At 30.4% G+C, this 26356-nt stretch carries 24 protein-coding genes and 1 tRNA gene; 5 read left to right on the plus strand and 20 right to left on the minus strand.

The genetic code is table 11. The features are described 5' to 3' along the window. Positions 1–199: 199 nt before the first annotated feature. From C661_RS0101095 to modA, 8 genes are all read right to left on the minus strand, one after another. The gene (locus tag C661_RS0101095) at positions 200–1123 is read right to left on the minus strand and encodes a hypothetical protein (RefSeq protein WP_017413451.1); all 924 of its coding nucleotides are present in this window, start codon (positions 1121–1123) and stop codon (positions 200–202) included. A gap of 223 nt (positions 1124–1346) precedes the next feature. Next, positions 1347–2297, minus strand: coding sequence for an L-threonine 3-dehydrogenase (locus C661_RS0101100; RefSeq protein WP_017413452.1), 951 nt, complete (start codon positions 2295–2297; stop codon positions 1347–1349). A 104-nt stretch (positions 2298–2401) separates the two neighbouring features. Continuing rightward, positions 2402–3595 carry a glycine C-acetyltransferase gene (locus C661_RS0101105; RefSeq protein WP_017413453.1) on the minus strand — a complete coding sequence of 398 codons (1194 nt, stop codon included), beginning with the start codon at positions 3593–3595 and terminating at the stop codon, positions 2402–2404. A gap of 706 nt (positions 3596–4301) precedes the next feature. Next, positions 4302–5015 carry a lysophospholipid acyltransferase family protein gene (locus tag C661_RS0101110; RefSeq protein ID WP_017413454.1) on the minus strand — a complete coding sequence of 238 codons (714 nt, stop codon included), beginning with the start codon at positions 5013–5015 and terminating at the stop codon, positions 4302–4304. Positions 5016–5071: 56 nt separating this feature from the next. Then, a complete protein-coding gene (queG, locus tag C661_RS0101115) occupies positions 5072–6049 on the minus strand; it encodes a tRNA epoxyqueuosine(34) reductase QueG (protein WP_026050889.1) in 978 nt (325 codons plus the stop codon). Beyond that, the gene (locus C661_RS21020; protein ID WP_017413456.1) at positions 6042–7034 is read right to left on the minus strand and encodes an NAD(P)/FAD-dependent oxidoreductase; all 993 of its coding nucleotides are present in this window, start codon (positions 7032–7034) and stop codon (positions 6042–6044) included. Before C661_RS21020 ends, queG begins: the two co-directional genes overlap by 8 nt. Positions 7035–7231: 197 nt before the next feature. Then, positions 7232–7915 carry a molybdate ABC transporter permease subunit gene (gene modB, locus C661_RS0101125; RefSeq protein WP_017413457.1) on the minus strand — a complete coding sequence of 228 codons (684 nt, stop codon included), beginning with the start codon at positions 7913–7915 and terminating at the stop codon, positions 7232–7234. A gap of 86 nt (positions 7916–8001) precedes the next feature. Beyond that, complete coding sequence (modA, locus tag C661_RS0101130; RefSeq protein ID WP_017413458.1) at positions 8002–8781, minus strand: molybdate ABC transporter substrate-binding protein; 780 nt, start codon at positions 8779–8781, stop codon at positions 8002–8004. A 181-nt stretch (positions 8782–8962) separates the two neighbouring features. Between modA and C661_RS0101135 the strand changes: the two genes are divergently transcribed. Beyond that, complete coding sequence (locus tag C661_RS0101135; RefSeq protein WP_017413459.1) at positions 8963–9160, plus strand: hypothetical protein; 198 nt, start codon at positions 8963–8965, stop codon at positions 9158–9160. A gap of 183 nt (positions 9161–9343) precedes the next feature. Here C661_RS0101135 and C661_RS0101140 read toward each other — a convergent pair whose 3' ends face one another. Next, positions 9344–10549, minus strand: a complete 1206-nt coding sequence (locus C661_RS0101140; RefSeq protein WP_017413460.1) for an MFS transporter — start codon at positions 10547–10549, stop codon at positions 9344–9346. A 155-nt stretch (positions 10550–10704) separates the two neighbouring features. Here C661_RS0101140 and C661_RS23860 point away from each other — a divergent pair, with 155 nt between their 5' ends. Continuing rightward, the gene (locus tag C661_RS23860; RefSeq protein WP_017413461.1) at positions 10705–10848 is read left to right on the plus strand and encodes a hypothetical protein; all 144 of its coding nucleotides are present in this window, start codon (positions 10705–10707) and stop codon (positions 10846–10848) included. Positions 10849–10932: 84 nt separating this feature from the next. Here C661_RS23860 and C661_RS0101150 read toward each other — a convergent pair whose 3' ends face one another. Both C661_RS0101150 and C661_RS0101155 read right to left on the minus strand, forming a co-directional pair. Beyond that, positions 10933–12342, minus strand: coding sequence for an alanine/glycine:cation symporter family protein (locus tag C661_RS0101150; RefSeq protein ID WP_017413462.1), 1410 nt, complete (start codon positions 12340–12342; stop codon positions 10933–10935). A 593-nt stretch (positions 12343–12935) separates the two neighbouring features. Continuing rightward, entirely contained in the window at positions 12936–14282 is a 1347-nt protein-coding gene (locus tag C661_RS0101155; RefSeq protein ID WP_017413463.1) for an alanine/glycine:cation symporter family protein, read from the minus strand. A 397-nt stretch (positions 14283–14679) separates the two neighbouring features. On the opposite strand from C661_RS0101155, the gene uraA reads away from it, so the two are divergent. Further along, positions 14680–15984, plus strand: coding sequence for a uracil permease (gene uraA, locus C661_RS0101160; protein ID WP_017413464.1), 1305 nt, complete (start codon positions 14680–14682; stop codon positions 15982–15984). A 148-nt stretch (positions 15985–16132) separates the two neighbouring features. On the opposite strand, the gene C661_RS0101165 is transcribed toward uraA, so the two are convergent. Beyond that, on the minus strand, positions 16133–16930 hold the full coding sequence (locus tag C661_RS0101165; protein WP_017413465.1) for a metallophosphoesterase: 798 nt from the start codon (positions 16928–16930) through the stop codon (positions 16133–16135). A gap of 182 nt (positions 16931–17112) precedes the next feature. On the opposite strand from C661_RS0101165, the gene C661_RS0101170 reads away from it, so the two are divergent. Further along, positions 17113–17188 (plus strand) — tRNA-Trp (locus C661_RS0101170). A gap of 678 nt (positions 17189–17866) precedes the next feature. Here the strand turns inward: C661_RS0101170 and C661_RS0101175 are convergent. From C661_RS0101175 to C661_RS0101210, 7 genes are all read right to left on the minus strand, one after another. Continuing rightward, positions 17867–18703 (minus strand): hypothetical protein, encoded by an 837-nt coding sequence (locus C661_RS0101175; protein ID WP_017413466.1) that lies wholly within the window; start codon positions 18701–18703, stop codon positions 17867–17869. A 361-nt stretch (positions 18704–19064) separates the two neighbouring features. Further along, entirely contained in the window at positions 19065–19394 is a 330-nt protein-coding gene (locus tag C661_RS0101180; RefSeq protein WP_017413467.1) for a hypothetical protein, read from the minus strand. A 77-nt stretch (positions 19395–19471) separates the two neighbouring features. Continuing rightward, positions 19472–20227: a hypothetical protein gene (locus tag C661_RS0101185; RefSeq protein WP_017413468.1), complete on the minus strand. Its 756-nt coding sequence runs from the start codon at positions 20225–20227 to the stop codon at positions 19472–19474. A gap of 210 nt (positions 20228–20437) precedes the next feature. Next, positions 20438–21043 carry a recombinase family protein gene (locus tag C661_RS0101195; RefSeq protein ID WP_017413470.1) on the minus strand — a complete coding sequence of 202 codons (606 nt, stop codon included), beginning with the start codon at positions 21041–21043 and terminating at the stop codon, positions 20438–20440. Between the two features lie 359 nt (positions 21044–21402). After that, positions 21403–22047 carry a zinc ribbon domain-containing protein gene (locus tag C661_RS0101200; RefSeq protein ID WP_017413471.1) on the minus strand — a complete coding sequence of 215 codons (645 nt, stop codon included), beginning with the start codon at positions 22045–22047 and terminating at the stop codon, positions 21403–21405. A gap of 212 nt (positions 22048–22259) precedes the next feature. Then, positions 22260–22754 (minus strand): zinc-ribbon domain-containing protein, encoded by a 495-nt coding sequence (locus C661_RS0101205; protein WP_157785666.1) that lies wholly within the window; start codon positions 22752–22754, stop codon positions 22260–22262. A 26-nt stretch (positions 22755–22780) separates the two neighbouring features. Beyond that, the gene (locus C661_RS0101210; RefSeq protein WP_017413473.1) at positions 22781–23155 is read right to left on the minus strand and encodes a hypothetical protein; all 375 of its coding nucleotides are present in this window, start codon (positions 23153–23155) and stop codon (positions 22781–22783) included. Positions 23156–23306: 151 nt separating this feature from the next. Here C661_RS0101210 and C661_RS0101215 point away from each other — a divergent pair, with 151 nt between their 5' ends. Next, the gene (locus C661_RS0101215; RefSeq protein WP_050551806.1) at positions 23307–23624 is read left to right on the plus strand and encodes a helix-turn-helix domain-containing protein; all 318 of its coding nucleotides are present in this window, start codon (positions 23307–23309) and stop codon (positions 23622–23624) included. 57 nt (positions 23625–23681) lie between these two features. Here the strand turns inward: C661_RS0101215 and C661_RS0101220 are convergent, their stop codons facing one another. After that, positions 23682–25712, minus strand: coding sequence for a CHC2 zinc finger domain-containing protein (locus C661_RS0101220; protein ID WP_017413475.1), 2031 nt, complete (start codon positions 25710–25712; stop codon positions 23682–23684). Positions 25713–26356: the final 644 nt, after the last annotated feature.

Here is a 26356-nt window from a genome sequence, read left to right on the forward strand (position 1 = left end):
ATTACTAACTTGCTAACTTTACCTAAGTAGTTAGTATACTTATATTTATTTTGAAGAAGTATAAATTATTCTATTTTTCGCATGAATTAATAATAATTTATGAACAACTTATCAATAAGGTATTTACCCTTCAGTTGATTTATTCTACTTAACCCTAGGATTTGTAAACCATTTATTAACAAACCCCATTTTTCCCTCTTCATTTCTTGACTTTTTCTAATAGTATTTTCTTTTTTTCCTCATACTCATCCTTTGTCAATATATGATCTCTCATTAATTCCTCTAATATAGAAACTTTTCTAGTAAATTCTTCCTCATCGTGCTTTATTTCTGTACTTTCTGCTATGGCTTCAGAGAAGTTTTCATTTACATTTTTACTTTTTATGAAAGTTAACTGTTTTTGGGGTATTTGGTTAACCAGTACTTCATAAGCTTCTTTTGTGAAAAATCCACAGTAAGGACTGTTATCTATAACTAGTTCTAATATGGTTGTCAGTCCATCCACTTTAATATGTTGTGGTAAGGTGCTTTTATTAAAGGTTAAAGTATTATCCTCCAGCCCAGTTCCTTCAGCCTTCATATTAGAAGCTATTAAATCCTCTTTCTCTAAATCTTCCTTTTTACAAAAACAAGTAATTTGTTCTAGCTCAAAGTTAAAACACCCTATACCTTGATGGTGTTTATCTGCTAAATAAAACTTGTCTTCAGCAATCCAGAAATAAAAATCTATTATCCCAACCTTTTCAAATATATAAATTAGCATATTATTATCTACACTATCTAAGTTTTTAGTGAACCTAAAATCATTGATTTTATTTTTAATTTTATCTATGGCTTCTTCTGTTTCCTCTGAATTTTTTCTCTCCAAGTTCTCTACATAATCCTTATATTTTCCTTCATCAAATTGAGTATAAGCACTTTTAATTATGTGTGCATATCTTCTTTCTATCTCTTTATCAATTTCTGGTATGCCCTTTAAGTATTTTACTTTCATTGCTGTGGGTGGAATATGACAATGGTGTTTATAGTCCTTTTCCATATTCCTTTCCCTCATCTTTATAATATTTATCACAATTACAGCACTAACAAATACAAAAAAAATACATATTAATAAATATTCCAAAGCTTACTCCTCCTAACTAATAATTTATACTTAAGTATATTAATGCTATATTTATTTAATTCTAAGTAATCTTTAGTTTATTTTAAATTACTATATTCTTTGTTTTGTATTGTGATAGCTTTGTTATAGAATCTTTAACCATAGATAAAATTTCTTAACTTTAGTTAAAACAAAAAATTAAAAGAAGAGCAGATAAAATCTGCTCTTCTTTAATTTAAAACTATTATATTCCCTTTGCTCTTAACTTTTCAAGCATATCAGCTGTCATTTTAGCTAAATCATACTCAGCTTTAAAGCCCCACTCTTCTTTTGCAGCAGTTGGATCTATTGAATCTGGCCAAGTATTTGCAATTCCTTGTCTTACTGGATCTGGGTTGTAGCTAATTTCAAACTCTGGAATATGCTTTTTAATTTCAGCAGCAATTTGCTCTGGCTCAAAGCTCATAGCAGTGATGTTGAATGCATTTCTATGTTTTAATTTGCTTGGATCAGCTTCCATTAAGTCAATAATTGCTTGGATAGCATCTGGCATATACATCATATCCATGTATGTTCCTTTATCAATGTAAGAAGTATATTTACCATTCTTTAATGCTTCGTAGTAAATATCTACTGCATAGTCAGTAGTTCCACCTCCTGGAGGTGCTACATAAGATATAAGTCCTGGGAATCTTACGCCTCTTGTGTCTACACCAAATTTAGTGTAGTAGTAATCACATAATAATTCTCCAGAAACCTTTGTTACTCCATACATAGTTTTTGGTCTTTGAATTGTATCTTGTGGAGTATTGTTTTTTGGAGTATCTGGTCCAAAAGCACCTATTGAACTTGGAGTAAAGAACTTACAGTTTAACTCTCTTGCTGCTTCTAAAGCATTAACAAGTCCTCCCATGTTAATATCCCAAGCAAGTTGTGGTTTTGCTTCTGCAACAGCAGATAAAAGTGCTGCAAGGTGAATTATTGTATCTACATTGTGCTTTCTAGCTACTTCTAAGAAAGCTTTTGCATCAGTAACATCAAGTATTTCAAATACTCCACCCTCAACGATTGGGTTACCTTCTGGTTTTCTAATATCAGAAGCTACAACGTTATCAACACCGTAAACTTCTCTTAATTTAGTAACTAACTCTGTACCGATTTGTCCTAAACAACCTGTAACTAATATTTTTTTCATATTATTATCCTCCGTTAAAAACTATTAATAATAAGAGTTTTTGTGATTTTTAACTATATACTTTTATATTTAGATTAAATAAGTCTTTTTATATTATCTTAAACTTATTTTATTATTCCCATTTCTTGACCAACTTTTTTGTAAATAGCAATAGCATCATCTAACATTTCTTTAGTGTGAGCTGCTGATGGCATATTTCTAACTCTTGCTGTTCCCATTGGTACTGTTGGGAATACTATAGCTTTCGCATAAACTCCCTCTTCATATAATCTCTTACTGAATTCTTGAGCTTTTGCAGCCTCTCCAATAATACAAGGAGTTATTGGAGTTTCGCTATCTCCTATATCAAAGCCTAATTCCTTTAAGCCCTTCTTTAAGTAGTTTCCATTTTCCCAAAGTTTATCATGAAGCTCAGTGCTTTCAGTTAATATATTTATAGCTTCGATACAAGCTCCTGCTGCTCCTGGAGTTAAAGATGTTGAGAATAGGAATGGTCTACCTCTAACTTTTAACCAGTCAATTAAATCTTGTGTACCAGCTACGTATCCACCAACTACACCAATAGCTTTAGATAATGTTCCAATTTGGAAATCTATTTTGTCTGATAATCCGAAGTGATGAACTGTTCCAGCACCTTTTCCAAGTACACCTGAACCGTGGGCATCATCAACATAGGTGATTAAGTCAAACTCTTCAGCAATCTCTACTATTTCTGGAAGCTTCGCAATGTCTCCATCCATAGAGAAAACCCCATCAGTGATTACCATTACTTTTTCATATAAACCTGACTCCTTAGCTTCTTTAGCCTTAGCTCTTAAATCTTCCATATCTGAATGCTCAACTCTTATGATTTTAGCACCTGATAATCTACATCCATCTATTATTGAAGCATGGTTTAGTGCATCTGAAAGTATTGCATCTTTTTTGCCCATAACAGCTGAAATTGCAGCCATGTTACAGTTAAAACCTGATTGGAAAGCTATAGCAGCTTCTGTATGTTTAAATGCAGCTAACTTTTTCTCTAATTCAATGTGGATGTCTAAAGTTCCATTGATTGTTCTAACAGCACCTGCTCCTGCACCATATTTTTCAGTAGCTTTTACAGAAGCTTCTACCATTCTTGGATGGTTTGCTAATCCTAAATAGTTATTAGAAGAAAGGTTTATAAGAGTTTTTCCTCCAATATTAATTTTAGGACCGTTTGCACCTGTAATTACATTAATTTCATTATAAAGCCCTTTACTTTTAAGGTCTTCTAGATTTACTTTAAGGTATTTTTCTAATGATTTACTTCCCATTGTTAGTACCTCCAAAATTTTTAATAATTTATATGTTTATTTTTAAAATAATTTAAAATTTAAGAAAACTTATTGTGTAATTCTTTACACAATAGTAAATATTCTGCACATTTTGTAAAAATCCTCTTTAATATTGAAAAAATATTTTCTTTTTAAGAATACTATGAGAATTCACCCTATGTTAAGCCTTCTTAATTTTTTCTTTGAAATAAATACACTATTATCTTTATTTATTTCCTTTTTACTAATATTTTATTATACCTATATTGAATATAATTTGAAAGAAGATTTTGTATTTTAACAACATTATTAATGTAAATTTTACAAATCAAAAATTTCCTTACCTTTAAAAGCTTTAGTTTTTAAATAACTTTTCCAAAACAAGAATAAAAACCTGTTTGCCTACTTTATTTCATTACGTAATGCTTACTTATCTCAATTATATATGATGCTATTTTATCTTCTTCTTTCTATAGCCAAGTTTATAAAAGAACAAATGAGTGTTTCCACACGCCCTCTTAAATGCTAGCGGCTACTTACACCTTCTTACATACATTCTGAAACCCTGCAATTACAAGACATTTCAGGCACTTTTTTTAGGCAAAAAAAGTTGAAATTCCTATAAAATAAAAAAGGCCCACTTATAGTATATCTTTGTTAACTATAAGTAAGCCTTTTGAAGTAATTTTAATACTAAGCTATATTTTTACATTTCAATAAATTCGGAGTAAACTCCCCTGTACTTCTCGGGTAGCATTTTTGCTATGCCACACATAATTTCTGTCATAGCTCTATCACTATATTGGTTTTTGTCTTCATCCTCTAATTTCTTAGGCACTGTCATAGGTTCTCCAAAATTTATAGTTATGTCTGCGTAGTTAAAGTTTTCTTCTGCCATATCTTCATCATTAATTGGGAGAAATTTTTCTGTACCACACATTCCTATAGGCACTATAGTTGCCTTTGACATCTTAGCAATAAGTAAAAGTCCTTTTTTTCCTTCAATCATTGCCCCAGTTCTACTTCTAGTGCCTTCTGGAAACATCATAATGTTCTTTCCAGCCTTGAGCACCTCTATTATCTTAGAAATTGCTTCCTTGTCTGCACTGTTAGGTTTTATTTGAATAGTTTTAACAAACTTAAAACCATTTCTAGTAAACTCATTGGCAGTAAGCTTTACTCCTGCTATAAACACAGGGTCCTTCTCTTTCAATACTTCATTTAATATAATTCCATCAGAGTTGCTTAAATGATTGCAAATAAATATAATTGGACCTTCTAGATCTCTTACTTTTTCATATCCATTTATTTTTATATTTGCATATTTTTTAATACTGCTTTTTACATATCTATGTATTAGTTTACTTGATATATTGTCTGGTAATTTGCTCATTAGCTTTAGTAATAGTACTTTATCCATAAAAAATCCCCTCTCCAATAATTAACTAACATTTATCTGCTTTAACGACTTACTTATTATTTAAAAAGTTTATCATAATACTCCTTGATATAGGGAGAATTTATATTTTTTTCAATATGATCCTTATCTTCTTTATGCTTATTATAGTAACTTATAAGTGCATTTCTAATTAATATATTTTTTCCTCTCCATCCGCAGGAGTGTTTCCCATACTTTTCCTTGAAATCAGTATTGTTTAAAAAAATTAAATCTCTAACCTCTGCCTTCTTCATATAATCCCTAGGAGCAAACTCCTCTATGGTTGAGTTTAAAGCCTCACTATTATATGGGCATACCATTTGACATGTATCACAGCCAAAAATCCTCCCCTTTAATTTATCAAACCACTGCTCTTCTATGTGCTTTTTTTGGGTGATATAGGATAGGCATAAATTACAATTCCCACCGTGTTCCTTTTCTGTGATAGCTTTGGTTGGACAGGCTCTTATGCACAGGTTGCACTGTCCACACTTATTTTCTAGTGGTTTATCCTCTTCTAACTCTAAACTAGTTATTATCTCAGCTAAAAAAACATAAGACCCATAATCTACAGTAATTAAATTGTTATTTTTACCTATGAAGCCAACTCCACTCAAGTAAGCAATATATCTTTCCGGTAGTGGGTTGCTATCTACAAAACCTATAGCTTTCCCATCTAAACCTTCAATAAACTTGCAAATTTTATCTAGATAACTTCTAACTACTTTGTGATAATCAAGTCCATAAGTATACTTTGAAAAGCCACCTTCAGTGTTATTATCTAAATCATACTTATAAGGGAAGGCTATAGAAATAATAGTTTTCCCTTCCTCCATTAAAAGAAATGGATTGATTCTTTTTTCTATTTCCTGCTCCTCAAATTCATTTATAACACCACTATGTTCCCTTTGAAGAAAACTAGATTCTAACTCCTGAAATACTCTGCACCTAGTAAAGCCTACTGTTGTTAGCCCTAATTCTCTACAATACTGAATTATTTGCTTCTTATTATCCATGATTTTCATCATTATTATCCCTTATATACCTTGCTGCGGACTTACCAGCAACTTTCCCCTGTTGAATTACATTTTCTATTACATCATATCCTTTTATCACTGTTCCACAAGCAAAGAATCCTTCTAAAGAAGTTTCCATTTCCTCATTAATCACTAATTCGCTATTTTCATCATGAACTTTCATTCCTACCTTAATTCCTAATATAACTTCAGGATAAAGATTTATTGATAAAACTAAGGTGTCACAGGTTATGTATTGCTCAGTACCCTCTAAAAAATTTCTATGCTTATCAACTTCTACAACCTTTACACCCTCAACTCGTCCTTCTCCAAATACTTCTACCACTCTATGCTTAAATAATACGGGAATATCAAAGTCTATTAAGTATTGTTTGGATTCCTCTCTTACAGCATGAACCCTTGAACTACTTTCTATTATGCCCTTAACCTTTGCACCTTCTAGCACTAAGCTTCTAGCTGCTAAAATTGCTGTATCCCCAGATCCTAATATTAAATATTCTCTTCCTGGCATAACACCTTTTTTATTTATATACTTTAACACAGCTACAGCTGTTGTTATTCCTGCACTTCTATGACCTAAAATATTTTTATACCCCATAGGTTTTTCTCGACATCCAGTTGCCAGTATAATAGATTTTACTTTAACTTCAAGGACTCCATCATAGCTATTCACTGCTACAAGAGTTTTATTTTTATTTAGATTTAATACCGTAGTGTCATTCTTCATTACAATGTTTAAGTCTAATACCATATCTATTAATCTTTGTATTAACTCGCTAGTAGTTAAGTTTTCTCTCATATTATCTAAATAAAAACCACTGTGTATGCAGTTGCTTAAAGCACCACCTGGTTCAGACTCTCTATCTAAAATTAAGATTTTTTCAACTCCATTTTTTTTGGCTTCAATAGCAGCAATAAGTCCGCTAGGACCTGCTCCAATTATCACTAAGTCATAGTGCTCCATATACTCCTCCATAACTTAAATATTGATTTAAGTTCTAATATTTATAACACTTATAGGCTCATAAGGTGTACCTTTGTTTCCTTCACCTTCAAAGCTCCTTAAGTGAATCAACATAGGTTTATATAGAAGTTAAATCTTAACTTCCCTTTCCTATATATCAAATTCCTATATTATATAATAATACCATATTGAATGGATTATTCAATTTTATATTTACAGGATTTTTTAACTTTTACACTCATCTGTTTATTTAATAAAAAAACTACAATAAAGCTGAATACCACAACTATAGCCATGAGAATATTTGCTACTTTGTTGTTTCCTCCTTCTACCGCAAAATAAATAGCAATTGGTATGGTTTGAGTTTTTCCAGGAATATTTCCAGCTACCATCAAAGTAGCTCCAAACTCCCCTAAAGCTCTAGTAAAAGTTAATATAGTTCCACTAACAATACCCTGTAAGGAAAGAGGCAATATTATTCTAAAAAAAATTACTCTATCACTGGCTCCTAAGTTTTTAGCGCTATCTATATAACTTTTATCAACTTTCAAAAAAGCTGCCTTCACATTCTGATACATTAGAGGCAAGGCTACAATAACTGCCCCTATAGCCGCAGCTTCCCAAGTAAAAATTAGTGTTGTTCCAAATATATTATCAATAATTTTACCTATAAACCCTCTCTTGCCTAAAATAAGTAGTAACCCATAGCCTACTACAGTTGGAGGAAGGCTCATAGGCATTAAAATTATAGTCTCACAGATTGACTTTCCTTTAAAATTCTTAAAACTAAATATTCTAGCTAAAATAACACCCAATATTAAAACAATAAAGGTTGAAGTTAAAGCTACCTTTAAAGAAATTATTATTGGACTTAGTATCATAACTTCCCCCTTCTTTCTTCCACTGAAAATTACTAGCTTTCCTTTTGCTTTACAATGACAAGAGTAAACCTTATAAACTGTATAAGTTATTCCCTTGGTACTTTAAATCCATACTTTTCAAATATTTCTATAGCCTCACTGGACTTTAGAAATTCCATAAAACTTTTCCCTAATTCCTTATTATTTGAACTTTCAATAATTCCTGCTGGATAGGTAATTTTGCCACAAGTCTCTTCTTTAAATACAGTAACAATAGAGGATTTCCTTAGATTTAAAGCATCTGATTTATATACTATCCCTCCAACTACTTCCCCACTTTCAACATAACTTAATACCTGTTTAACATCTTTTGCATAAACTATATTTCCTTTAAAATCATCTAAAATATTGTAATAATTTAATGCTTTTTCCCCATACTGACCTACAGGTACAGAATTTACTTCTCCTAAACTTATCTTTCCATCAATATTCTTAATGCTTTCTATTGAATTTATATTAGCTTTATATTCATTATTTACTATAAAAACTAGTTGATTTTCTAAAAGCTCTACTTTGCTATTTTCCTGAATTCTTTCCTTATCCTCAAGAGCCTTAAACTGCTGTTCTCCTGCAGATATAAATATGTCTACCGGAGCTCCTTGTTCTATTTGCTTTTGCAAAGTTCCAGAACCTCCAAAATTAAAAGTTATATTAGCTCTATTTTCTTTTTCAAAAATTAACTTTAACTCTTCCATAGGCTCCTTTAAGCTTGCAGCAGCTGATATGGTGAGATTTTGTGTTGCTTGTCCATTCACTACCCTTGCACTACATCCAAATAAAAAAGCTGAAATAATTACAAATCCTATAGTCCAAATTATCTTTTTCATAACCCCTCCTACAACTTATAAATTTAGTAATATTATACATTATTTTCCATAAAATTCAAAGCTAATCTCCATACTTTTGTAATCGAAGATATTAAATGGTAATTGTGGAAATAAAATTTTCAATAAAAATTTCTTTCGAAGATAATACTATAATCACAATAAAATTAAAGAGGTGATTTCAATGAGAATAAAAGATGGAGTAATTCCTACAGTTGTTGGAACAGTCGTTACTGCCGGTGCTGCTGCTCTAAGAGCAAAAGATATGAGATCTATGAAAATGAATAAAAATACCCTTGTACCTATGGCTGAAACTGCCCTACTTGGTTTTGGATTAGCTCATGTTGTATTAGGTGCTATAGACTTAATGCAAAACGACTAATTTAATATGTAATCTTCAATAAACTTAATAGGCTATGGATAATTATATTCATAGCCTATTAAAAGCTTCTCTTAACTTATATAAGGGAGCAACGCATATACTAATAATTTTTTTAAACACTAATAAAGAATAAGCCTGTAAGCATTTGTGCTTACAGGCTTATTCTTTTTTTAACTTATTTTATTAACTTTTTACTTTACACTTTGGAAGCTCCTCTCCATCTAATACCTTACTTAATTTTCTTAAGAAGTATCCTGATAATATAGGGATTGCTCCTATTAACAGTAAGTATCCTCTTATGACAAAAGCTCCTTTAAATAGAGAAAGAACTAAAAGCAATATTATGGAGCTAATAATTCTACCTCCATTTAATACTATATCCTTATTAATCATGTATTCTATTCTTAAATCTTCTTCGTGAATTTTATTTATCACATTAAAACTTGATGAAGACAACTGTATTAGGAAAAACGGTAAAAGGAAAGAATCCACTACCATAAATATAAGTAGGGTTGCATAACTCACCTTATATACTATTGTAGTCACAGCTAAAAAGGATCCTATAGTTCCAACATATATAGCTAATCGTCTTCTAGGTGGTTTTATAATCTTTTGAACTAACACATAAGCTCCTGAAGATGCTAATGCTCCAATAAAGGTTAATTTTCCTAGGGATAATTCACTACCTGTGGTTTCTATTATTAAAATATTTACTAAGAACCCAATTATCACATCTCTAAACCCCCATAGGGTAGTAGACTTTCTAATAATACTCCAATCACTGCAATTTTTCGAAAAAATTTTTTTAAAGTTTACTTTACTTCCGTAATTGTTGCACTTTAGGAACAAGCTGATAATTAGCAAAACTATAAAAATTGATAGAGTAATTGTAAAAACTATACTATAGCCCTTATTTCCAATAAATCTAGTTATTATATATCCAGAAGTAATTGGTGCAATAGCCGCTGCTACACCTGCACAGCTGCCATTAAACCCATTAAAGGTATCTCTATTGGTAACACAAGTAAAGTCAAAGCTTAAAGTATTGAAGGCTAACCAATAAAAGCCAACTGCAAAGCCATATACCATTCCTAGTATATAAATGTATATTCCACCTCTGTTTCCTAAAATTAATATTAAACTATAAAAAATAGCATATAAAATCAATCCTAATCTTAGAGACCATATACCATTTTTCTTTTTTGCAATTATTCCACCAACCATAAAAGTAATAGGAGTGGTGATGTAATGTATCATATTATAAATTACTATTACAATAAAACTATTGGTTTGCTTCCAGAAAAATATGTTTACAAAAATTCCCGATAATCCTGCTGCAAAGGTAAATAATGCACTCATGAAAAGTAATATTTTAGCTTCCTTACACATAAAGTCCTCCTTATAAGCATTTAATACCTAGTTATTATGTGCTAACTTCCTTAAGGTATATTAGTAGTAATTTTTAACATTATATCTCTATCCATTTAATTCTTGGTATGAAAATTTAATTAATGTTCATTCTAAATTAGAAGGGAGTTGTTAATATGGGTAATAAACATGCGGTAACTAGAAAACAAATGGCCAGCTTAGGACTTAAGAAAACTCCTCAAGGAGATTATGACTATATTGACCCCTCTGAAAAAAACAAATCAAAATATAAAAGCATAAAAAAGGAGCCTCAAGCTTAGCCTTGGCTCCTTTTACATTTAAAGCATACTTATTTGAAACAATAAGCTTACTAAATAAGGGTCGATTTAATAATAAAAATGATCTTACATATTTGCATTTAAATTTTTATTTGTATTCTTGTTTTTAGCATTTTTTTCTTTTGCCTCTGGATTAAGCTCGTAATCAATTGCTTCTAGATTGTCATCCCATAGGTATTTTTTAGTTTCACTAACTATAACACCACTTAATGCAATTAGAGAAATAAGGTTTGGAATTGCCATTAGTCCATTTGCTAAATCTGACATATTCCATATTAAATCTAAACTAAATACACTTCCTACAAATACCATTCCTACATACAATACTCTATATGGAGCTATAGCTTTCTTGCCAAATAAATACTCTACTGCCTTTTCAGCATAATATGACCATCCAAGTATAGTTGAGAACACGAAGGTTAAAAGTCCAATTGTTAATACTATTGGTCCCACAACAGGTATCATTGCAAAGGCAGCCTTTGTAAGTTCTCCCCCTGCAAGGCCTTGATTCCAAACTCCTGTATTAACAAGTACAAGACCAGTCATTGCACAAACCACCACTGTATCCCAGAAGGTCCCAGTAGCAGACACTAAGGCTTGCTTTACAGGGTTTCTACTTTGAGCTGCTGCTGCAACAATTGGTGCACTACCAAGACCTGATTCGTTAGAGAACAAGCCTCTTGCAATACCATATCTCATAGCTGCCATAATACCAGCACCAGCAAGTCCACCACCTACAGCCTTAGCTGAAAATGCACTCTTAACTATTAAAGCTAAACTAGCTGGTATAGAACTAAAAGTTAATCCTAATATGATTAAACATCCAGCTACATAAAATAATGCCATAAATGGTACAAGAATATCACAAACTCTTGCTATACTCTTAATACCTCCGATTACAACTACAGCAGTAAGAATAGCCATTACTATCCCTGATATCCAAGTTGGTATGCTGAAAGTGCTAGCTAACATTGTAGATATGGAGTTAGCTTGTACAGCTGAACCAATCCCTAAAGCAGCTAAACTTGTAAAGGTTGCAAATAAAATACCTAACCATTTCTTACCCATGGCTCTTTCCATAACATACATAGGTCCGCCAGCCATGGTTCCATCCTCTGTCTTAACTCTATATTTAACTGATAAAAGTGCTTCCGCATACTTTGTAGAAATACCAAATACCCCTGTAAGCCAAGTCCAAAGCACCGCACCTGGCCCACCTAAAGATATTGCTGTTGCAACACCTACTATATTACCTGTTCCTATGGTGGCTGCAAGAGCTGTACAAAGAGCACTAAACTGACTTACATCACCCTCAGCAAAGTCATCCTTTGTTATAGAAAGCTTTATAGCCTTTCCTATATATCTTTGAATGAATCTTAGCCTAAAGGTTAAAAATAAATGCGTTCCAAATAAAAGAATAATTAATGGATAACCCCAAATAAATGATGCAGCTTTACTAATAGATTCAGCAAACATAATTACTTCCCCCTTATTATTAATTGTAAACATATTATATCAAATTTTTAAACATATTTAACAATTGTGAAAATTCTCTCAATATTATTTTTCGCCATATTTCGACACCGATTAATTGATTCTACTTTTCCCTTTCAATTCATGTTTTTTCCCATAATTCAGCATAAAATTATTTCAATTTATGGCTCTACTAAAGAATTTATTAAATTATTTGAGTGATTACTAAACTAATTAAACTAGTTTGTAATTTTCCTCAATAATCTTATTCTTTTTAGTAAATAAATCTATGAGAATTAAAAATATTGCCCCTTATATTTATGAATATTTTGTTAAAAAATACACAACTTCTTTTTAATTATTTTCTCTTTTCTTTATAATATTCTTAATATTTTGTTAACGTTTTTAAATATGTATGTTTGTGTTATAATCCCCCAAAATTCCATAAAATTTCTTAACTAAGACCTATGTTATTCAGTCCTTAAACTTTTAATGGCCTTAAAGTAGTTTCGTATAACCTAAAACTAAACCTTCATTACTTATAAAAAAATGAAAAGGTGCTCCCTCTAGAAGCACCCATATCTTTAGATTCAATTTTAATTAAGTTCCTTATCTATTTCCTCAAGGTTATCATCCCATAAATATTTTTTAGTTTCATTAACTATAACTCCACTTAATGCAAGTAAGCATATAAGGTTTGGAATTGCCATCAATCCATTTGCTAAGTCTGATAGATTCCATACCAAGTCTAAACTAAATACACTCCCTACAAATACCATAATTACATACACAACTCTATATGGGATTATAGCTTTTTTACCGAATAAATACTCTATAGCCTTTTCAGCATAATAGGACCATCCAAGTATAGTAGAAAATACAAAGGTTAAAAGTCCTACTGTTAATACTATTGGTCCTACCACTGGTATTATTGCAAAAGCTGCTTTTGTTAGCTCTCCACCATTTAACCCTTGATTCCAAACTCCTGTATTTACAAGTACAAGACCAGTCATGGCACAAACTACTACTGTATCCCAGAAAGTTCCTGTGGAAGATACAAGGGCTTGCTTAACTGGATTTCTTGTTTGTGCTGCTGCTGCAACTATTGGAGCACTACCAAGTCCTGATTCATTTGAAAACAAACCTCTTGCAATACCATATCTCATAGCCATCATAATTCCAGCACCAGCAGCTCCACCACCTACAGCCTTAGCTGAGAAAGCACTCTTGAAGATTAATGCTATGCTTGAAGGTATGGAACTAAAGGTTAATCCTAATATAATTAAGCAACCTAAAACATAAAATAAAGCCATAAATGGTACAAGAATATCACATACTCTTGCTATACTTTTAATTCCACCTATTACAACTACTGCAGTAAGAATTGCTATCACAGCTCCTGATACCCAAGTTGGAATGCTAAAAGTGCTTTGTAGCATAGTGGAAATAGAATTTGCCTGAACTGCACAGCCTATTCCGAAAGCTGCTATACTTGTAAAGGTTGCAAATAAAACAGCTAGCCACTTTTTACCCATAGCTTTTTCCATTACATACATTGGTCCTCCTGCCATGGTACCATCTTCAGTTTTAACTCTATATTTTACTGATAATAGCGCTTCTGAATACTTTGTTGCAATTCCAAAAACCCCTGTAAGCCAAGTCCAAAGCACTGCTCCTGGTCCCCCTAGGGATACTGCTGTAGCAACTCCTACAATATTACCTGTTCCTATAGTTGCTGCAAGTGCTGTACAAAGAGCACTAAATTGACTTACATCTCCCTCAGCAAAGTCGTCCTTCGTCACAGAAAGCTTAATTGCTTTCCCAATGTATTTTTGCATAAATCTTAGTCTAAAAGTTAAGAATAAATGAGTCCCAAATAAAAGAATAATTAAGGGATACCCCCAAAGAAATGTAGCGGCTTTGCTTACGAATTCGGCAAACATTATATAAAATCCCCCTAAAAATTAATTGTTGTTACATAATATTCATAATTGTTAATTGTTATGCTTAATTTCAAGATTATTTGCAAGTTTCTAACTTTCTTCTTTCATTTAAATTGGATTTTATACCCTTAATTAAATTTAAAAATTACTATTGTAGTGTTATGTAACTTATGTTAATATGTATTTAAACCTTTAATCAGATTCAGAGAGACTGTAAGGAGAAAAATATAGTGAATTATTACCCTTAGTGGGTGCTATATTAGACTTCTTACCTTGGTAAGAAGTCTTTTTTATTTCTTTAAGTCTTATGATTTAATAGGTTACTTTTAATTTAGTCCTGCGAGGCTAAAAAGGGAGCTAGCGCTCCCCCAAATAATATTTTTAAGGGGGATTTAAAATGGAAAATAGTTTATCAACAAAAAATGAATTAATAGAGGAAAACTCAGTTATTGACGTTCAAGACAAGGTGCCTCTAAAGAAAGCAATACCACTAAGTTTACAACACTTGTTTGCAATGTTCGGTGCCTCTGTACTTGTACCAATTCTATTTAATATAGACCCTGCAACGGTATTATTCTTTAATGGTATTGGAACCTTACTTTATGCAGTAATCACAAAAGGAAAGATACCTGCATTCCTTGGTTCAAGCTTTGCGTTTATAGCACCGGTACTATTACTTCAACAGCAAGGCTATAGCTTCCAACACATACAAGGTGGTTTCGTAGTTTCAGGTTTAGTTTTTTCCGCTGTAGCTATAACTGTAGGTTTTACAGGCATAGGTTGGATAAAGAAACTTTTCCCACCAGCAGCTATGGGAGCCATTGTTACAATAATAGGTCTTGAGCTTGCACCAGTTGCAGCAGATATGGCTGGCTTTCCAGTAGGACTTTCAAACTCACCTGAGCTTAATATGACTTGGGTAATAGTTTCAATGATAACACTTGGAACATTAGTTTTAGGTTCAGTAGTTTTCAAAGGATTTCTTAAGATAATACCAATTTTAATAGCAGTTGTAGTTGGATATGTCTCAGCTTACTTCATGGGATTAATAGACTTCACTTCAGTAAAAGAAGCAAGTCTAATAGCAGCTCCAACCATGGCTTTTGCAAAATTTGACCTAACTGCAATATTAACCATCTTCCCAGCAACTTTCGTAGTTATTGCAGAGCATATAGGACATCTTGCAGTTACTAGTAGCGTAGTTGGAAAAGATTTAACCTCAGATCCTGGTCTTCATAGATCCTTACTTGGGGATGGATTATCCACCATGATTTCAGGATTACTAGGTTCAGTACCAACCACTACTTATGGTGAAAATGTTGGTGTTATGGCCATAACAAAGGTTTATAGTGTATATGTAATTTGTGGTGCAGGACTACTATCAATAGTTCTAGGTTTCTCAGGAACTTTAGCTTCACTAATTAGAACTATCCCAACCCCTGTAATAGGTGGAATATCTCTTCTACTCTTCGGAACAATCGCAACTTCAGGTCTTAGAACCTTTATAGAGGAAAAAGTGGACTACTCTAAATCAAGAAATCTTATGTTAACCTCTGTAATTCTTATCATAGGCCTAAGTGGAATAAAGCTTCACTTTGGAGTAATTGAAGTTGGTGGAATGGGGCTTGCAACTTTAGTAGCAATAGCTTTAAACTCAGCCTTCATGATATTTGATAAGTTAAACCTAATGAATGAAAAATAGTCTAACAAAACAATAATTCTGTGGATAATTACACCATTAAATATATTAAAAAATAGGTTAGAAAGTTTAAGTAACTTTCTAACCTATTTTTATTTTATTCTATGTCTATTTAAAACCTAATCTTGTAATTTCTTACTAACTCTTATTATTAGGTTCCTATTTCTAATATCTCTTCAAACACTACTCTATCTTTATTATTAATCTTCCAATCTAAATGAAAATGACCAAAATACCATTTATTATAACTAGTTTTGCTTTTTACCTCAGATAAAAAAGTATTTAATTTATCTTCACTAGGAGTAAACCCTAAAGCATCTCCAATGGCATATAAATTATCCACATCCGTAGTATGAGTCAATATGTAATCCACAATATAATCACATTTTTCTAAGTTCTTTAGTCCATTGTTCATTTCTTCTGTGGATGGAATCTCTTCCTTCCACCAACTAACCTTATCTACCCGTCTGTCCTTATCAATGGACTTGCCACCACCAAAGGTAAAATATTTCTTATTATTTATGGTAAAGACCTCACCTCTCATAAGATGAAGCACTTTATCTTTAATTTTATGTACTTTACCTCCATTCCATTGTTCCGTAGGTAAAGCATTTAGCATATCAAAGTTCTCATGATTCCCATCTATTATCAAAGTAGTAAAAGGCTTTTTGTTCAGTTTATTTAAGGCCTTAGCTTCTTTCAAACCTCCATCCCATAAAAGACCAAAATCTCCTAAAATAATTAAATAATCATCTTCATCTAAGTGATTTATCTTTAAAATTCTTTCTATACCTAAAAGCCCATGAATATCTCCCGTAATATAAACCTTGCTATTACCATCCCCTGCTCTATTAAAAACCTGAGTAGAAAAAGCTGATCTGTTATTTAAACTCACAAAGTAAATAAGAACTGGTATGATAATAAATAACACTTTTTTCTTTAGACTCAATGTGAACTCCTCCACCAATATATTTTTATAACTGGTGTTAGTTTACCCCACGAGGCCCATAATATTCCTAAACAACCCTCAATTACCTTAACCTTGCCAGTAAGAGGATTTTTAAAATTTCTCTTGTCAAAACAAATGTTTTATGATAATATATATTTTGTCGGTAAGACAAAACTAAATATAGGGGTATAGCTCAATTGGTAGAGTAGCGGTCTCCAAAACCGTTGGTTACGGGTTCAAGTCCTGTTGCCCCTGCCAAAGTTGATTATTCAACGCATAAGAAGGTTTTAGCATGAATTGCTAAAACTTTTTTATTTTAGTTAACACAATAAACCGTTGGTCATCATTTTGACTAACGGTGTTTTATTTTCAGCCAAACCGTAACCCTTAACGAATTAACAGTTATTTTTATTCTACACTGTTTTATTATTTAAATCAATTCATATCCACATAACTAATATTTTTATTGACATTGTTAACACTATGAAATAATAACTACAAAAAGATAATGACAAGTAGCCGACCAAAACTAACTTGTCATTCCCTATGATATTCTTTATATCTTAAATACTTCAAATTATAACTTCAATCTTCAATGCTATGAACTCTTTCTTATAAGTAATTTCACTTGATACCTAATTTGCATTTCTTACCATTATAGTAAACATCTTGAGCATCCTCATGCATTTTTTATGATTAGATATTATCAAAGCCTTACGAACATTTTTATATTAATAAAGATACATATTAAAAGTTGTATATTTATCATAATCTACACCTTTTAATATCACAGTAAATTATGTGTATATCGTAGTTAATAATTATCTTCAATCGAATTAATGAAACTTTCACCAATGCTTGTACTTATTATTTCAGCTTATAATTTTTAAAGGCTGAATACTGTAGCGTTTTTACTTCTTTATTCTGTCATTAATATTAGTTTCCTTTTCGAATTAAATCTAGTATAGTATCCCCATTAATTCTAAAGCTATATCTAGCTTGTAACTCAACAGTTAGTTGATTGTTATACTTTGTTACTAACCCACCAGCTACTAAATAAGTTCTTTTTTTGCTAATTATTAAATTTTCAACATAGTTTTTTAACTTATATAGGTAATTAAATTCTTGTTCATTTAGGTTTTTATATACCTGTCCTATCAATATCTCTATATTGCTATATCTTTCATCTTGAAATGTCATATGAACTTGTCCATATTTGTCTAAACTTATTGTTGAAATTTCACCATATACACCTATCTGTGCCCCAATATCACTTTCTGATACTGAGTACCTTCTACTCATTCTCCCTCTATTACCAACACCTTCTGCATCTGAACCAGAAACTATCCTTCCTCCTCTAATAACTTTCTTTTCATCATCTGAACCTACAATCTCTTTTTTCTTTCTAGGTCCGTTAATTTTTCTCTTTTTTTTCTCAATTGGTGTATTTAAGTCCTTATGTAGATTTCTAACATAATCATTTATTTGACCTTCAGTATAAATGCCATTAATTGATGTTCCAGTTGGTCTACCTCCACTTGAGTTTTCATTTTTGTATATACAATTATCTATGTGTTCTTCATTAGTTGCTCTAAAAAAAATTGTCTTTCCTCCATCATTTGGATTATGTACCATATACAATGGTGCTGCACACCCATCACCAGGACAAAAAAGTTTTCCAACCAATTTTTTTGCTTGGCTTTCTCTCATATCCTCAATGTTTATAATGCTAGTGCCTGAATCATCAACTAATTTTGCTTGTGTATACTTCATTAGCATCCCACCCTTTTTTTCAAAATATTCTTTTATTTTTACTTTACCACATTGCTTCCTAATTATCAAATATATGTTAATCATAGTTAATTATATTAATTATATTTGGTATATTTTAACACATTTTAAATATAAAAAAACAACTAATTAACTTAAAATATTTAATAAAAAACACACTTTATCAAAAGTGTGTCAATTAGATATTCTCAATTTAATCGTTATAACCTAATGCAAATAAATCTTCAATAGAACAAGCTAAACTGACTTCATTATTATAAAAATCTAATGAATTATTTACTTTAATATCATCACTTAAAGTTACTTCAACAATCCTAAGAAGAAATTCAACTTCTCTGTCTCTTTATACTTTAAGCCTATCATAATAATTTCTAACAAACTCAGTTAATTTTATAATATCATTTAAGTTGTAATTTCCTAAATCAGATTTCTTTTTTAAATAAATTAAGAAATTATCTCTTCCCGAAGCAATCTCTATATTACTAGTAAAATACTCACTATTTTTTTCACTCCATAACGTAGGTTCTTTTAACTCTGAATTTTGCAATACATAAGTAACGCTATCTAGCGCTCCTTGAATTAGTGTCAAATTTAAATTATTTACATTAGACCTAATTTCCTCAAATGGTACTGTAAGAGCCATTAAGCTATATTTTTTACTTCTAAAATTCATTAGAATTTTTAGAAAAACTCATATGTTCATCCCTAAATTATTCATATTCACTATAGATGTTGTTAAATCATTCTAAATTAGATTTCATACAACTTCTCTTCAAGTTCCATTTGATTAATACTACCGATAGTGTATTCCCTTAAAAAATTTATATTTGCATTTATTTTATAAATTAGAGCAATTCTATCATTACATATCAATTCCATATGAAACTTATTATCAAGAACATATGCTTTAATTTTTTCAGATTTTTTATTTAGAAATCTAAATTTACTCGTTTCATTCTTGATAAACTTTGCATGTAATCTATGGTTACCATCTATGATTAGAAAGTCCCTATACTCTTGTGGTAAATCAATCCTATTTTTCAAATCATTATAGGGCTCAAACTTGATAATACAAATAGGTTCGTTATTTTTCTCTGCAGTAGACAAATAGTCCTTTTTAATATTTCTTAAAACGTTTCCTGTCATTACTCTGTGTAAATCACTTATATAAAACTCTTCTATCTGTATATTATATTTTTTAACTATGTCGCTAATTTTTTCAACATTCCATAATATTCTATAAAATGCTGTAAAAATAAAATTTTCTGGGTCATCATAAATTTTATATGTGTAAACAAAATCATATAAGAACTTGTTAATATCTAAAACTAATTCACCTTTTATACTATTACAAATATCCATATATCTTCCAAGTATTTCAGATAACTTGTAGTATCTATTTTTTATTTTTCCGCCACTTAACTTCACAAAACTATAGAAACCTTCAGGTCTTAATAAGTTATTCATAAATTGAATATCGTTACTATCAATTTTTTTGCTTCCCATTTTCTATCCCCCCCATATATAATTATGCTAGTGATATCTAAAAATACATTGTTTATTACAACAATTAAAATGTTAGTAACTTGTTTTTTGTTAAACATTACCCGAGTATATGTACCCCATCTCAGTAACTTTACTAAATCCTTGCTCTTGTTTTCAATTATCCCCCCTCTTTCATTATTAAAATAAAAAAGAGCCTTACATTTAAGACTCTTACTCTGTTTCATATCTTTCTATATACTTGTAAAGTGTCGTTCTACTTTTTAACCCTAGTAACTTTGTAAATTGTGTTGCATTAATTTTTTCTTCTTTCCATTGTTTAAATAGCTTCTCAAAGTCCTTTGGTAATTCTGCTTTGGGTCTCCCTCTATACTTTCCTTGTTCTTTGGCTATAGCAATTCCTTCTGCCTGCCTTATTCTTATCTTATTTCTTTCTTCTTCTGCAATAGCTGATAGTACCTCAACTAGTATATTATTAATCATATCAAACACCCATTGATTATCTTTAGGCAAATCCATTAATGTGGTAGGAATATTAAGTATCTTAATTCTAATCTTATTATTTTTAAAATACTCTAATTCCTCCTTAATCATATCTTTGTTCCTGCCTAATCTATCAAGTTCTTTTATTATTAATGTGTCTCCTTCTCTTAATATGCTCTTTAATTTTTGATAACTTTCTCTTTCAAAGTTTTTTCCACTCTGCTTATCAATATATATATTTTCTTGTTTTAACTCCTTACAATAATCCATTAAGGCTTTTATTTGTCTACTCTCATTCTGCTCTTTTGTACTTACTCTTACATATCCAAAAACCATTATAAACACCTCATTAAGTTTACTATGGTTTTATTATAAGTGTTCATTTTGGATGTGTAAAATAACATGAACACTTTTCTCCCGTATTTATCCTGTTTTTACTGCTGTTTTATCGTAATCTCTTCTTTTTGGCAATGCACTCAATAGGGTGTACCCTAAATGTACATAATTATTCTTCTTTTACTCTTTATATAATACCTTTTAAGGATAATATTATATTATGGTTAAATAAAATAACAATAGATGTCGTAGCATGTAACAGATTATGCGAAGTAACCAACATTTCAATGCTATAAATACAACTTTTACTGTGCTTTCTACTTATTTATAAATTTTTAACTTATAAACTATGGAGTATGTTATTTAAGTTGAGTATTAATATTAGTATACTTATCCTTAAATTCTTTTATTGCATTTGCACAGTTATCAAAGTGGCTTAAGTTTGATATAATAAACTCTGACTCAAGTTTATTTTTATTATTTTTTCCTAATTCAATTATATTGCTTATATCATACTTTATATCTTTCAGTGATTTTATCATCAAATTATGATGTTCTTTGATTTGTGATGGCACTCTGAAGCTGTCCATTTGTTTGTACACTTCATCAAGCTTAGCACTATCTTCCTCAAATGTTTCTACTAATTTTAATTCGCTTACTGTTTGTGTTTTGCCACCCATCTTTGATGCCACAAGAAATAAACTTAACCTAGCACCAGTTTGCTCAATTTGTTTATTTGCATTGTCATAAATAGATTTTATCTCATTATTACTAATTTCCTTTTTATTTTGATTTTCAATTATAGGTTTTATTTTAGGATATACTACAAAAACTGAAATTGGTACTAAAATAAAAACCAAAATAATTGGAATAAATATTTTATATAATCCTTTACCTCTATTAATCCTATTTTTCGTCTCATTATCTTTTTTCAAAGTTTGTCCACATTTTGGACAAAAGTTATCATTCTCGATTAATTGTGTACCACAATTTTTACAGAACATACCCATATACTCCCTTCATACAAATATTATCTTATAAAATTCTCATGATTTTTTTAACTTCCAGCACCTAGTTTGCTTACTTTATAATTTATACTTTTATAATATTCAAAAATCCTAATTATAATTTTCTAGTCTATCAATCATCATGCCCTTTTTTTGCTTCAACACCATGCTTTGAATATTTTACATCTATAATATATTATTTCATAAATTCATTTAAGATTTAATAGTTTCTTTAACTCTAATACATTATTATCAAATGAGTCCTTCTCTTTTCCATCTCTATATCCAGCAAATTCAAGTCCGTATGCGTACATTACCTCAGTCATCTTATCTAATATTTCACGCTCTTCTGTTGTAGCTTTATTTTTATATTTTTTAACAAATTCTACAAATTTATCCATGTCATCTTGACTTACTTTTTGAAGATTATTTTTTTTGTGTTCTACAAAAAAGTTAGACCATTGGATTGAACCATTATATACTTCCTTGCTTACATTATTAGGTGGTCTATGCATTACGTAATTATACGTAAAACATCCTAATGGAATGACAACAACTAAAATTATTAGTGAAACTATTATCTTTTTAGAAAATATAAATTTATTTGAATGAGTTAAAGTTTTTTTCTCCCCTAAGTTTGCACCACATCTGTTGCAGAATAAAGAGTCATCTTGTATTTCGTATCCACATTGTTTACAGAACATTTTCTCCCTCACTACTCCACCTTTACTTATTTTCCTTTTATTAATCTAGTACCCATGTAGGTTGTAATTGACAAAGTGCTGATTCCAATTGCTCTTGAAAACATAGCAAACCCTTTAAATACCTTCCCCATGTCTTGATAATACGCTTCTGCAACACTTGTTCCAGATTGAGAACGCAAGGTAATCATGTCACTTGCTGATGTAGTGATATCACTTGCTGACATAAAAAATAAACCACATGCTATAATTCCTAATACAATAACTAAAACACCAACGATTATACTCGTATTATTATTTTTTCTAATAAAGTTAGAATTTGCATTGCTAACTAATGTATTTCCACAATTTCTGCAATACAAACTATCTACGGTTACCTCTGACTTGCACTTGTCACATATCATTTTTAATCCTCCCACAAAATTAGAATATACTTCCATATTTATTTTACATTACTATTACCTTAAGGACAATATATTACTTTTAGTTTATTATTACTTACTTCTTAAATTGCTATATTTTAACTGGGTGATTGTATTGAATTTAAATAAAAAAATGTTAGGAAAACGAATTAAGAACGCTAGAGAAATAAAAAAACTTACACAAGAAAAGTTGGCTGAAATAATTGGAGTTTCAACTGTGTATATAAGCCATTTAGAAATTGGCTCTAAAACACCAAGTTTAGAAACATTAATAAAAATAAGCAATGTACTTGAAGTCTCCATAGACTACCTTTTAGCAAATAATTTAAATACTTCTGTTGATTATCTAAAAGGAGATTTAGCAAAAATCTTAAATTCTTGTTCTGCTAAAGATATCAGCCTTATTCTAGCTGTAGCAAAAGCAATTATAGAGCATAATAAAGATAATTAAAAGGTGGTATTACTCTCTAAGTTAATCCACCTTTGCTTAAATAATTTTCAAATCATATTAAGATACTAATTGAAAATCATTTCCAATCTCTTCATTATTAGCTTTAGTATTATTTTGCTTGTTCTGAAATTCAATAATATTCTCTACTTCTCTATCCTGTAACTTGCTAAATATCTCTTCTTTTAGAATAATATATCCGTATCCATTACTTGTAATAGATAGCTTTTGCTTTAATTGTTTATTGAGCCTTATCTTAATCAAATCATATGTCTCTAAGATTTCTTGCAATGTTTTTTTTAAATTAATGAAATTGCTTGATTTAGCCCCCTCCATAAAACTTAATAATTCTTTCTCAGTAACATATGCCTTATGCTCTAACAAACTCATAATAATATTAGCTAATTGAGTTGAAAATTTAGATGCTTTTTTTGATATTCGTTGACCTTTTAACTGTGGAAACACTCTATCTGCACGACCCTTTCCAAAAGTTCTATATATCAACTCCCATGACCACCCTGTCATTGTCATGTTACATTCTTTAAACTGCGTTGCATAATACTCAGCATAATCCAATATCTCTTTGCTATATTGTGGTATTTCATAATATGAAATGTGATTTTTATACCCTTCTGCAAGCTCTTTTGATTTTTTAAGCATTTCTTCCGGAATATCACTATCATTTAATTTATATATCAAACCTAAAAAAGCAAAAAGATTTATTCTATCACCAATCCGTCTATGATGGTTTCTTCCTAATTGATTTGCTATATTACGTATACTTGTAAAAAACATAGAATCCCCAGTATAACTATACTCTATAGCAATTTCATTGAACTTAATTAAAATTGGCAGATAATTTTTTATTCTTTTAAATAAATTTGGATACTCCTTTTCCATTAATCCACTTTGTAAATAGTCTATATTGTTTTGAAGTTCTTTTGCACAGTCATTTTTACAGTCTTCATTTTTAATAAAATCTATTCCATAAACTTCGCAAATAAATTTAATGGCTTCACTAAAATTACAGCCTTGTAAACTCATAACTACATCAATTATACTACCATTATCAAAATTGCAATTTGTACTGTGACATTTGTATAACCAGTGTCCATTCTCTTCATTTGTGTATATCGATGCCGAAGGTTTATGGTCTTCATGGAATATACAATTACAGTTTACACCTCCATAACCCAAAAATTCTATTAAATCAATTTGCTTTATGAGATTATACAACTCTTCTCTACTCTTAACTATGATATTTGAGGATTTTATGTCTACAATATTCAATAGTATAAAAGACTCTTTTTCTTTCTCAACTACCTTTTCTATATTCTTGAATATTGTGGACACTTTTCTCTCACTTTCATCGCTAAAAAGTATATTTCTTAATCCAATAATATCTTTATTCTTTATAACCTCTATATTATCTCCATTATGAATAACTGCCTTAGTAGTGCTTTTTGAGAACCTTAGAGCATTTTCACTAATACAACTCTCCTCTTTACATTCCGGTAGTACACCAAGAATATCACTAATATCATATTTGATATTATTCTCTTCAATGATGCTACATATATATTTATTTTGCTTATCCTTTAGCCAATATAAATTTGGAACTCTCATTGTATGCTCTAACGTTTTAACAGCTTTATCACTTTCAAAATAATTTATTAGCCTTAATTGAGTAATTAAGAAATCTTTTAGCGATGCACCCTCTTGTACTAGCCAGTAAACGTGGTATCCATTTCTTGTATCTACTACAAAAGATGGCTTATACATAAATTTTTTTATCTTCTCCATCATAGCTATCTTTAACTCTCGTACTTTTGATAATTCAAAATACTTGCCATTTTTGTCCTTGCCACAATCCAAATCAATATAGACCGCTGTTACTTTGCTAATCTCACACCCCTTTGTTCCACCTTGATTTACAACAAAATGAATGTCATTCCCCTTTTCGTTGAAAGTTCGTAATGTTTCTTCCATTTCTTCATAAGTGCCATTCAAGTTCTTGGGGTACCCCCCCAAGACTCTAAAGTTAATCTTTTCAGTACCATGTATTCTTTCAAAAAATATTCTATTTTCCATTTATATTTCTCCTTCAATTTGAAAAATTCCATAATCACCTTTGGCATACTTTTAAATTCTCCCACCTCTTTTCCATTTGCATTTTAAAGGCAATATGTATATCCTTGCTGAATCATTGTAGGAACTCTTTTTTGCTTGTGTTATTAAAGGAGTTTTTATATAAACTTATGTACTTATCTATGCTCTTCTATAAAAAATAAAAAAAGACATAGTGAAATAAACCCAACAATCAACATTCTATTGATTGTTATGATTTAAAAACACTACGCCTTGAAACTTCAATAACGAGAAAAAGTTAATATTAAATTGTTTATATATCATTATAACAAATTTGTCGTTTTTTGTCAAGTTCATGTTATAGAGATAAAGAAGTAGTCATATTCCTACATTCCCATATATCTTTCTACTTTTAATAGAACTTAAATTTTATAAGCAAACTAAAATACTTAAATATTTGGTTTGTTGTACAACAACTGCATATACTAGATTATATATATTCAAGTTACATTCAGTTTTATCATTATGATTAAAAAAGCAAAACAAGAAATTTAAATTTGAGCAATACTTTTGTAAACTTTTATTCTATTTTATACATTTTTCTTAACAAACATGCTTATATCCCTTATAATTAATTTTGAAGTTCG

The sequence above is a fragment of the Clostridium tunisiense TJ genome (genome assembly GCF_000300195.1).
GTDB lineage: Bacteria > Bacillota > Clostridia > Clostridiales > Clostridiaceae > Clostridium_J > Clostridium_J tunisiense.

Coding starts and splice junctions, on each gene's coding strand:
- C661_RS0101100 (WP_017413452.1), bottom strand. CDS start 2,297: ATGAAAAAAATATTAGTTACAGGTTGTTTAGGACAAATCGGTACAGAG.
- C661_RS0101105 (WP_017413453.1), bottom strand. CDS start 3,595: ATGGGAAGTAAATCATTAGAAAAATACCTTAAAGTAAATCTAGAAGAC.
- C661_RS0101110 (WP_017413454.1), bottom strand. CDS start 5,015: ATGGATAAAGTACTATTACTAAAGCTAATGAGCAAATTACCAGACAAT.
- queG (WP_026050889.1), bottom strand. CDS start 6,049: ATGGATAATAAGAAGCAAATAATTCAGTATTGTAGAGAATTAGGGCTA.
- C661_RS21020 (WP_017413456.1), bottom strand. CDS start 7,034: ATGGAGCACTATGACTTAGTGATAATTGGAGCAGGTCCTAGCGGACTT.
- modB (WP_017413457.1), bottom strand. CDS start 7,915: ATGATACTAAGTCCAATAATAATTTCTTTAAAGGTAGCTTTAACTTCA.
- modA (WP_017413458.1), bottom strand. CDS start 8,781: ATGAAAAAGATAATTTGGACTATAGGATTTGTAATTATTTCAGCTTTT.
- C661_RS0101135 (WP_017413459.1), top strand. CDS start 8,963: ATGAGAATAAAAGATGGAGTAATTCCTACAGTTGTTGGAACAGTCGTT.
- C661_RS0101140 (WP_017413460.1), bottom strand. CDS start 10,549: ATGTGTAAGGAAGCTAAAATATTACTTTTCATGAGTGCATTATTTACC.
- C661_RS23860 (WP_017413461.1), top strand. CDS start 10,705: ATGGGTAATAAACATGCGGTAACTAGAAAACAAATGGCCAGCTTAGGA.
- C661_RS0101150 (WP_017413462.1), bottom strand. CDS start 12,342: ATGTTTGCTGAATCTATTAGTAAAGCTGCATCATTTATTTGGGGTTAT.
- C661_RS0101155 (WP_017413463.1), bottom strand. CDS start 14,282: ATGTTTGCCGAATTCGTAAGCAAAGCCGCTACATTTCTTTGGGGGTAT.
- uraA (WP_017413464.1), top strand. CDS start 14,680: ATGGAAAATAGTTTATCAACAAAAAATGAATTAATAGAGGAAAACTCA.
- C661_RS0101175 (WP_017413466.1), bottom strand. CDS start 18,703: ATGAAGTATACACAAGCAAAATTAGTTGATGATTCAGGCACTAGCATT.
- C661_RS0101180 (WP_017413467.1), bottom strand. CDS start 19,394: ATGAATTTTAGAAGTAAAAAATATAGCTTAATGGCTCTTACAGTACCA.
- C661_RS0101185 (WP_017413468.1), bottom strand. CDS start 20,227: ATGGGAAGCAAAAAAATTGATAGTAACGATATTCAATTTATGAATAAC.
- C661_RS0101195 (WP_017413470.1), bottom strand. CDS start 21,043: ATGGTTTTTGGATATGTAAGAGTAAGTACAAAAGAGCAGAATGAGAGT.
- C661_RS0101200 (WP_017413471.1), bottom strand. CDS start 22,047: ATGTTCTGTAAAAATTGTGGTACACAATTAATCGAGAATGATAACTTT.
- C661_RS0101205 (WP_157785666.1), bottom strand. CDS start 22,754: ATGTTCTGTAAACAATGTGGATACGAAATACAAGATGACTCTTTATTC.
- C661_RS0101210 (WP_017413473.1), bottom strand. CDS start 23,155: ATGATATGTGACAAGTGCAAGTCAGAGGTAACCGTAGATAGTTTGTAT.
- C661_RS0101215 (WP_050551806.1), top strand. CDS start 23,307: ATGTTAGGAAAACGAATTAAGAACGCTAGAGAAATAAAAAAACTTACA.
- C661_RS0101220 (WP_017413475.1), bottom strand. CDS start 25,712: ATGGAAAATAGAATATTTTTTGAAAGAATACATGGTACTGAAAAGATT.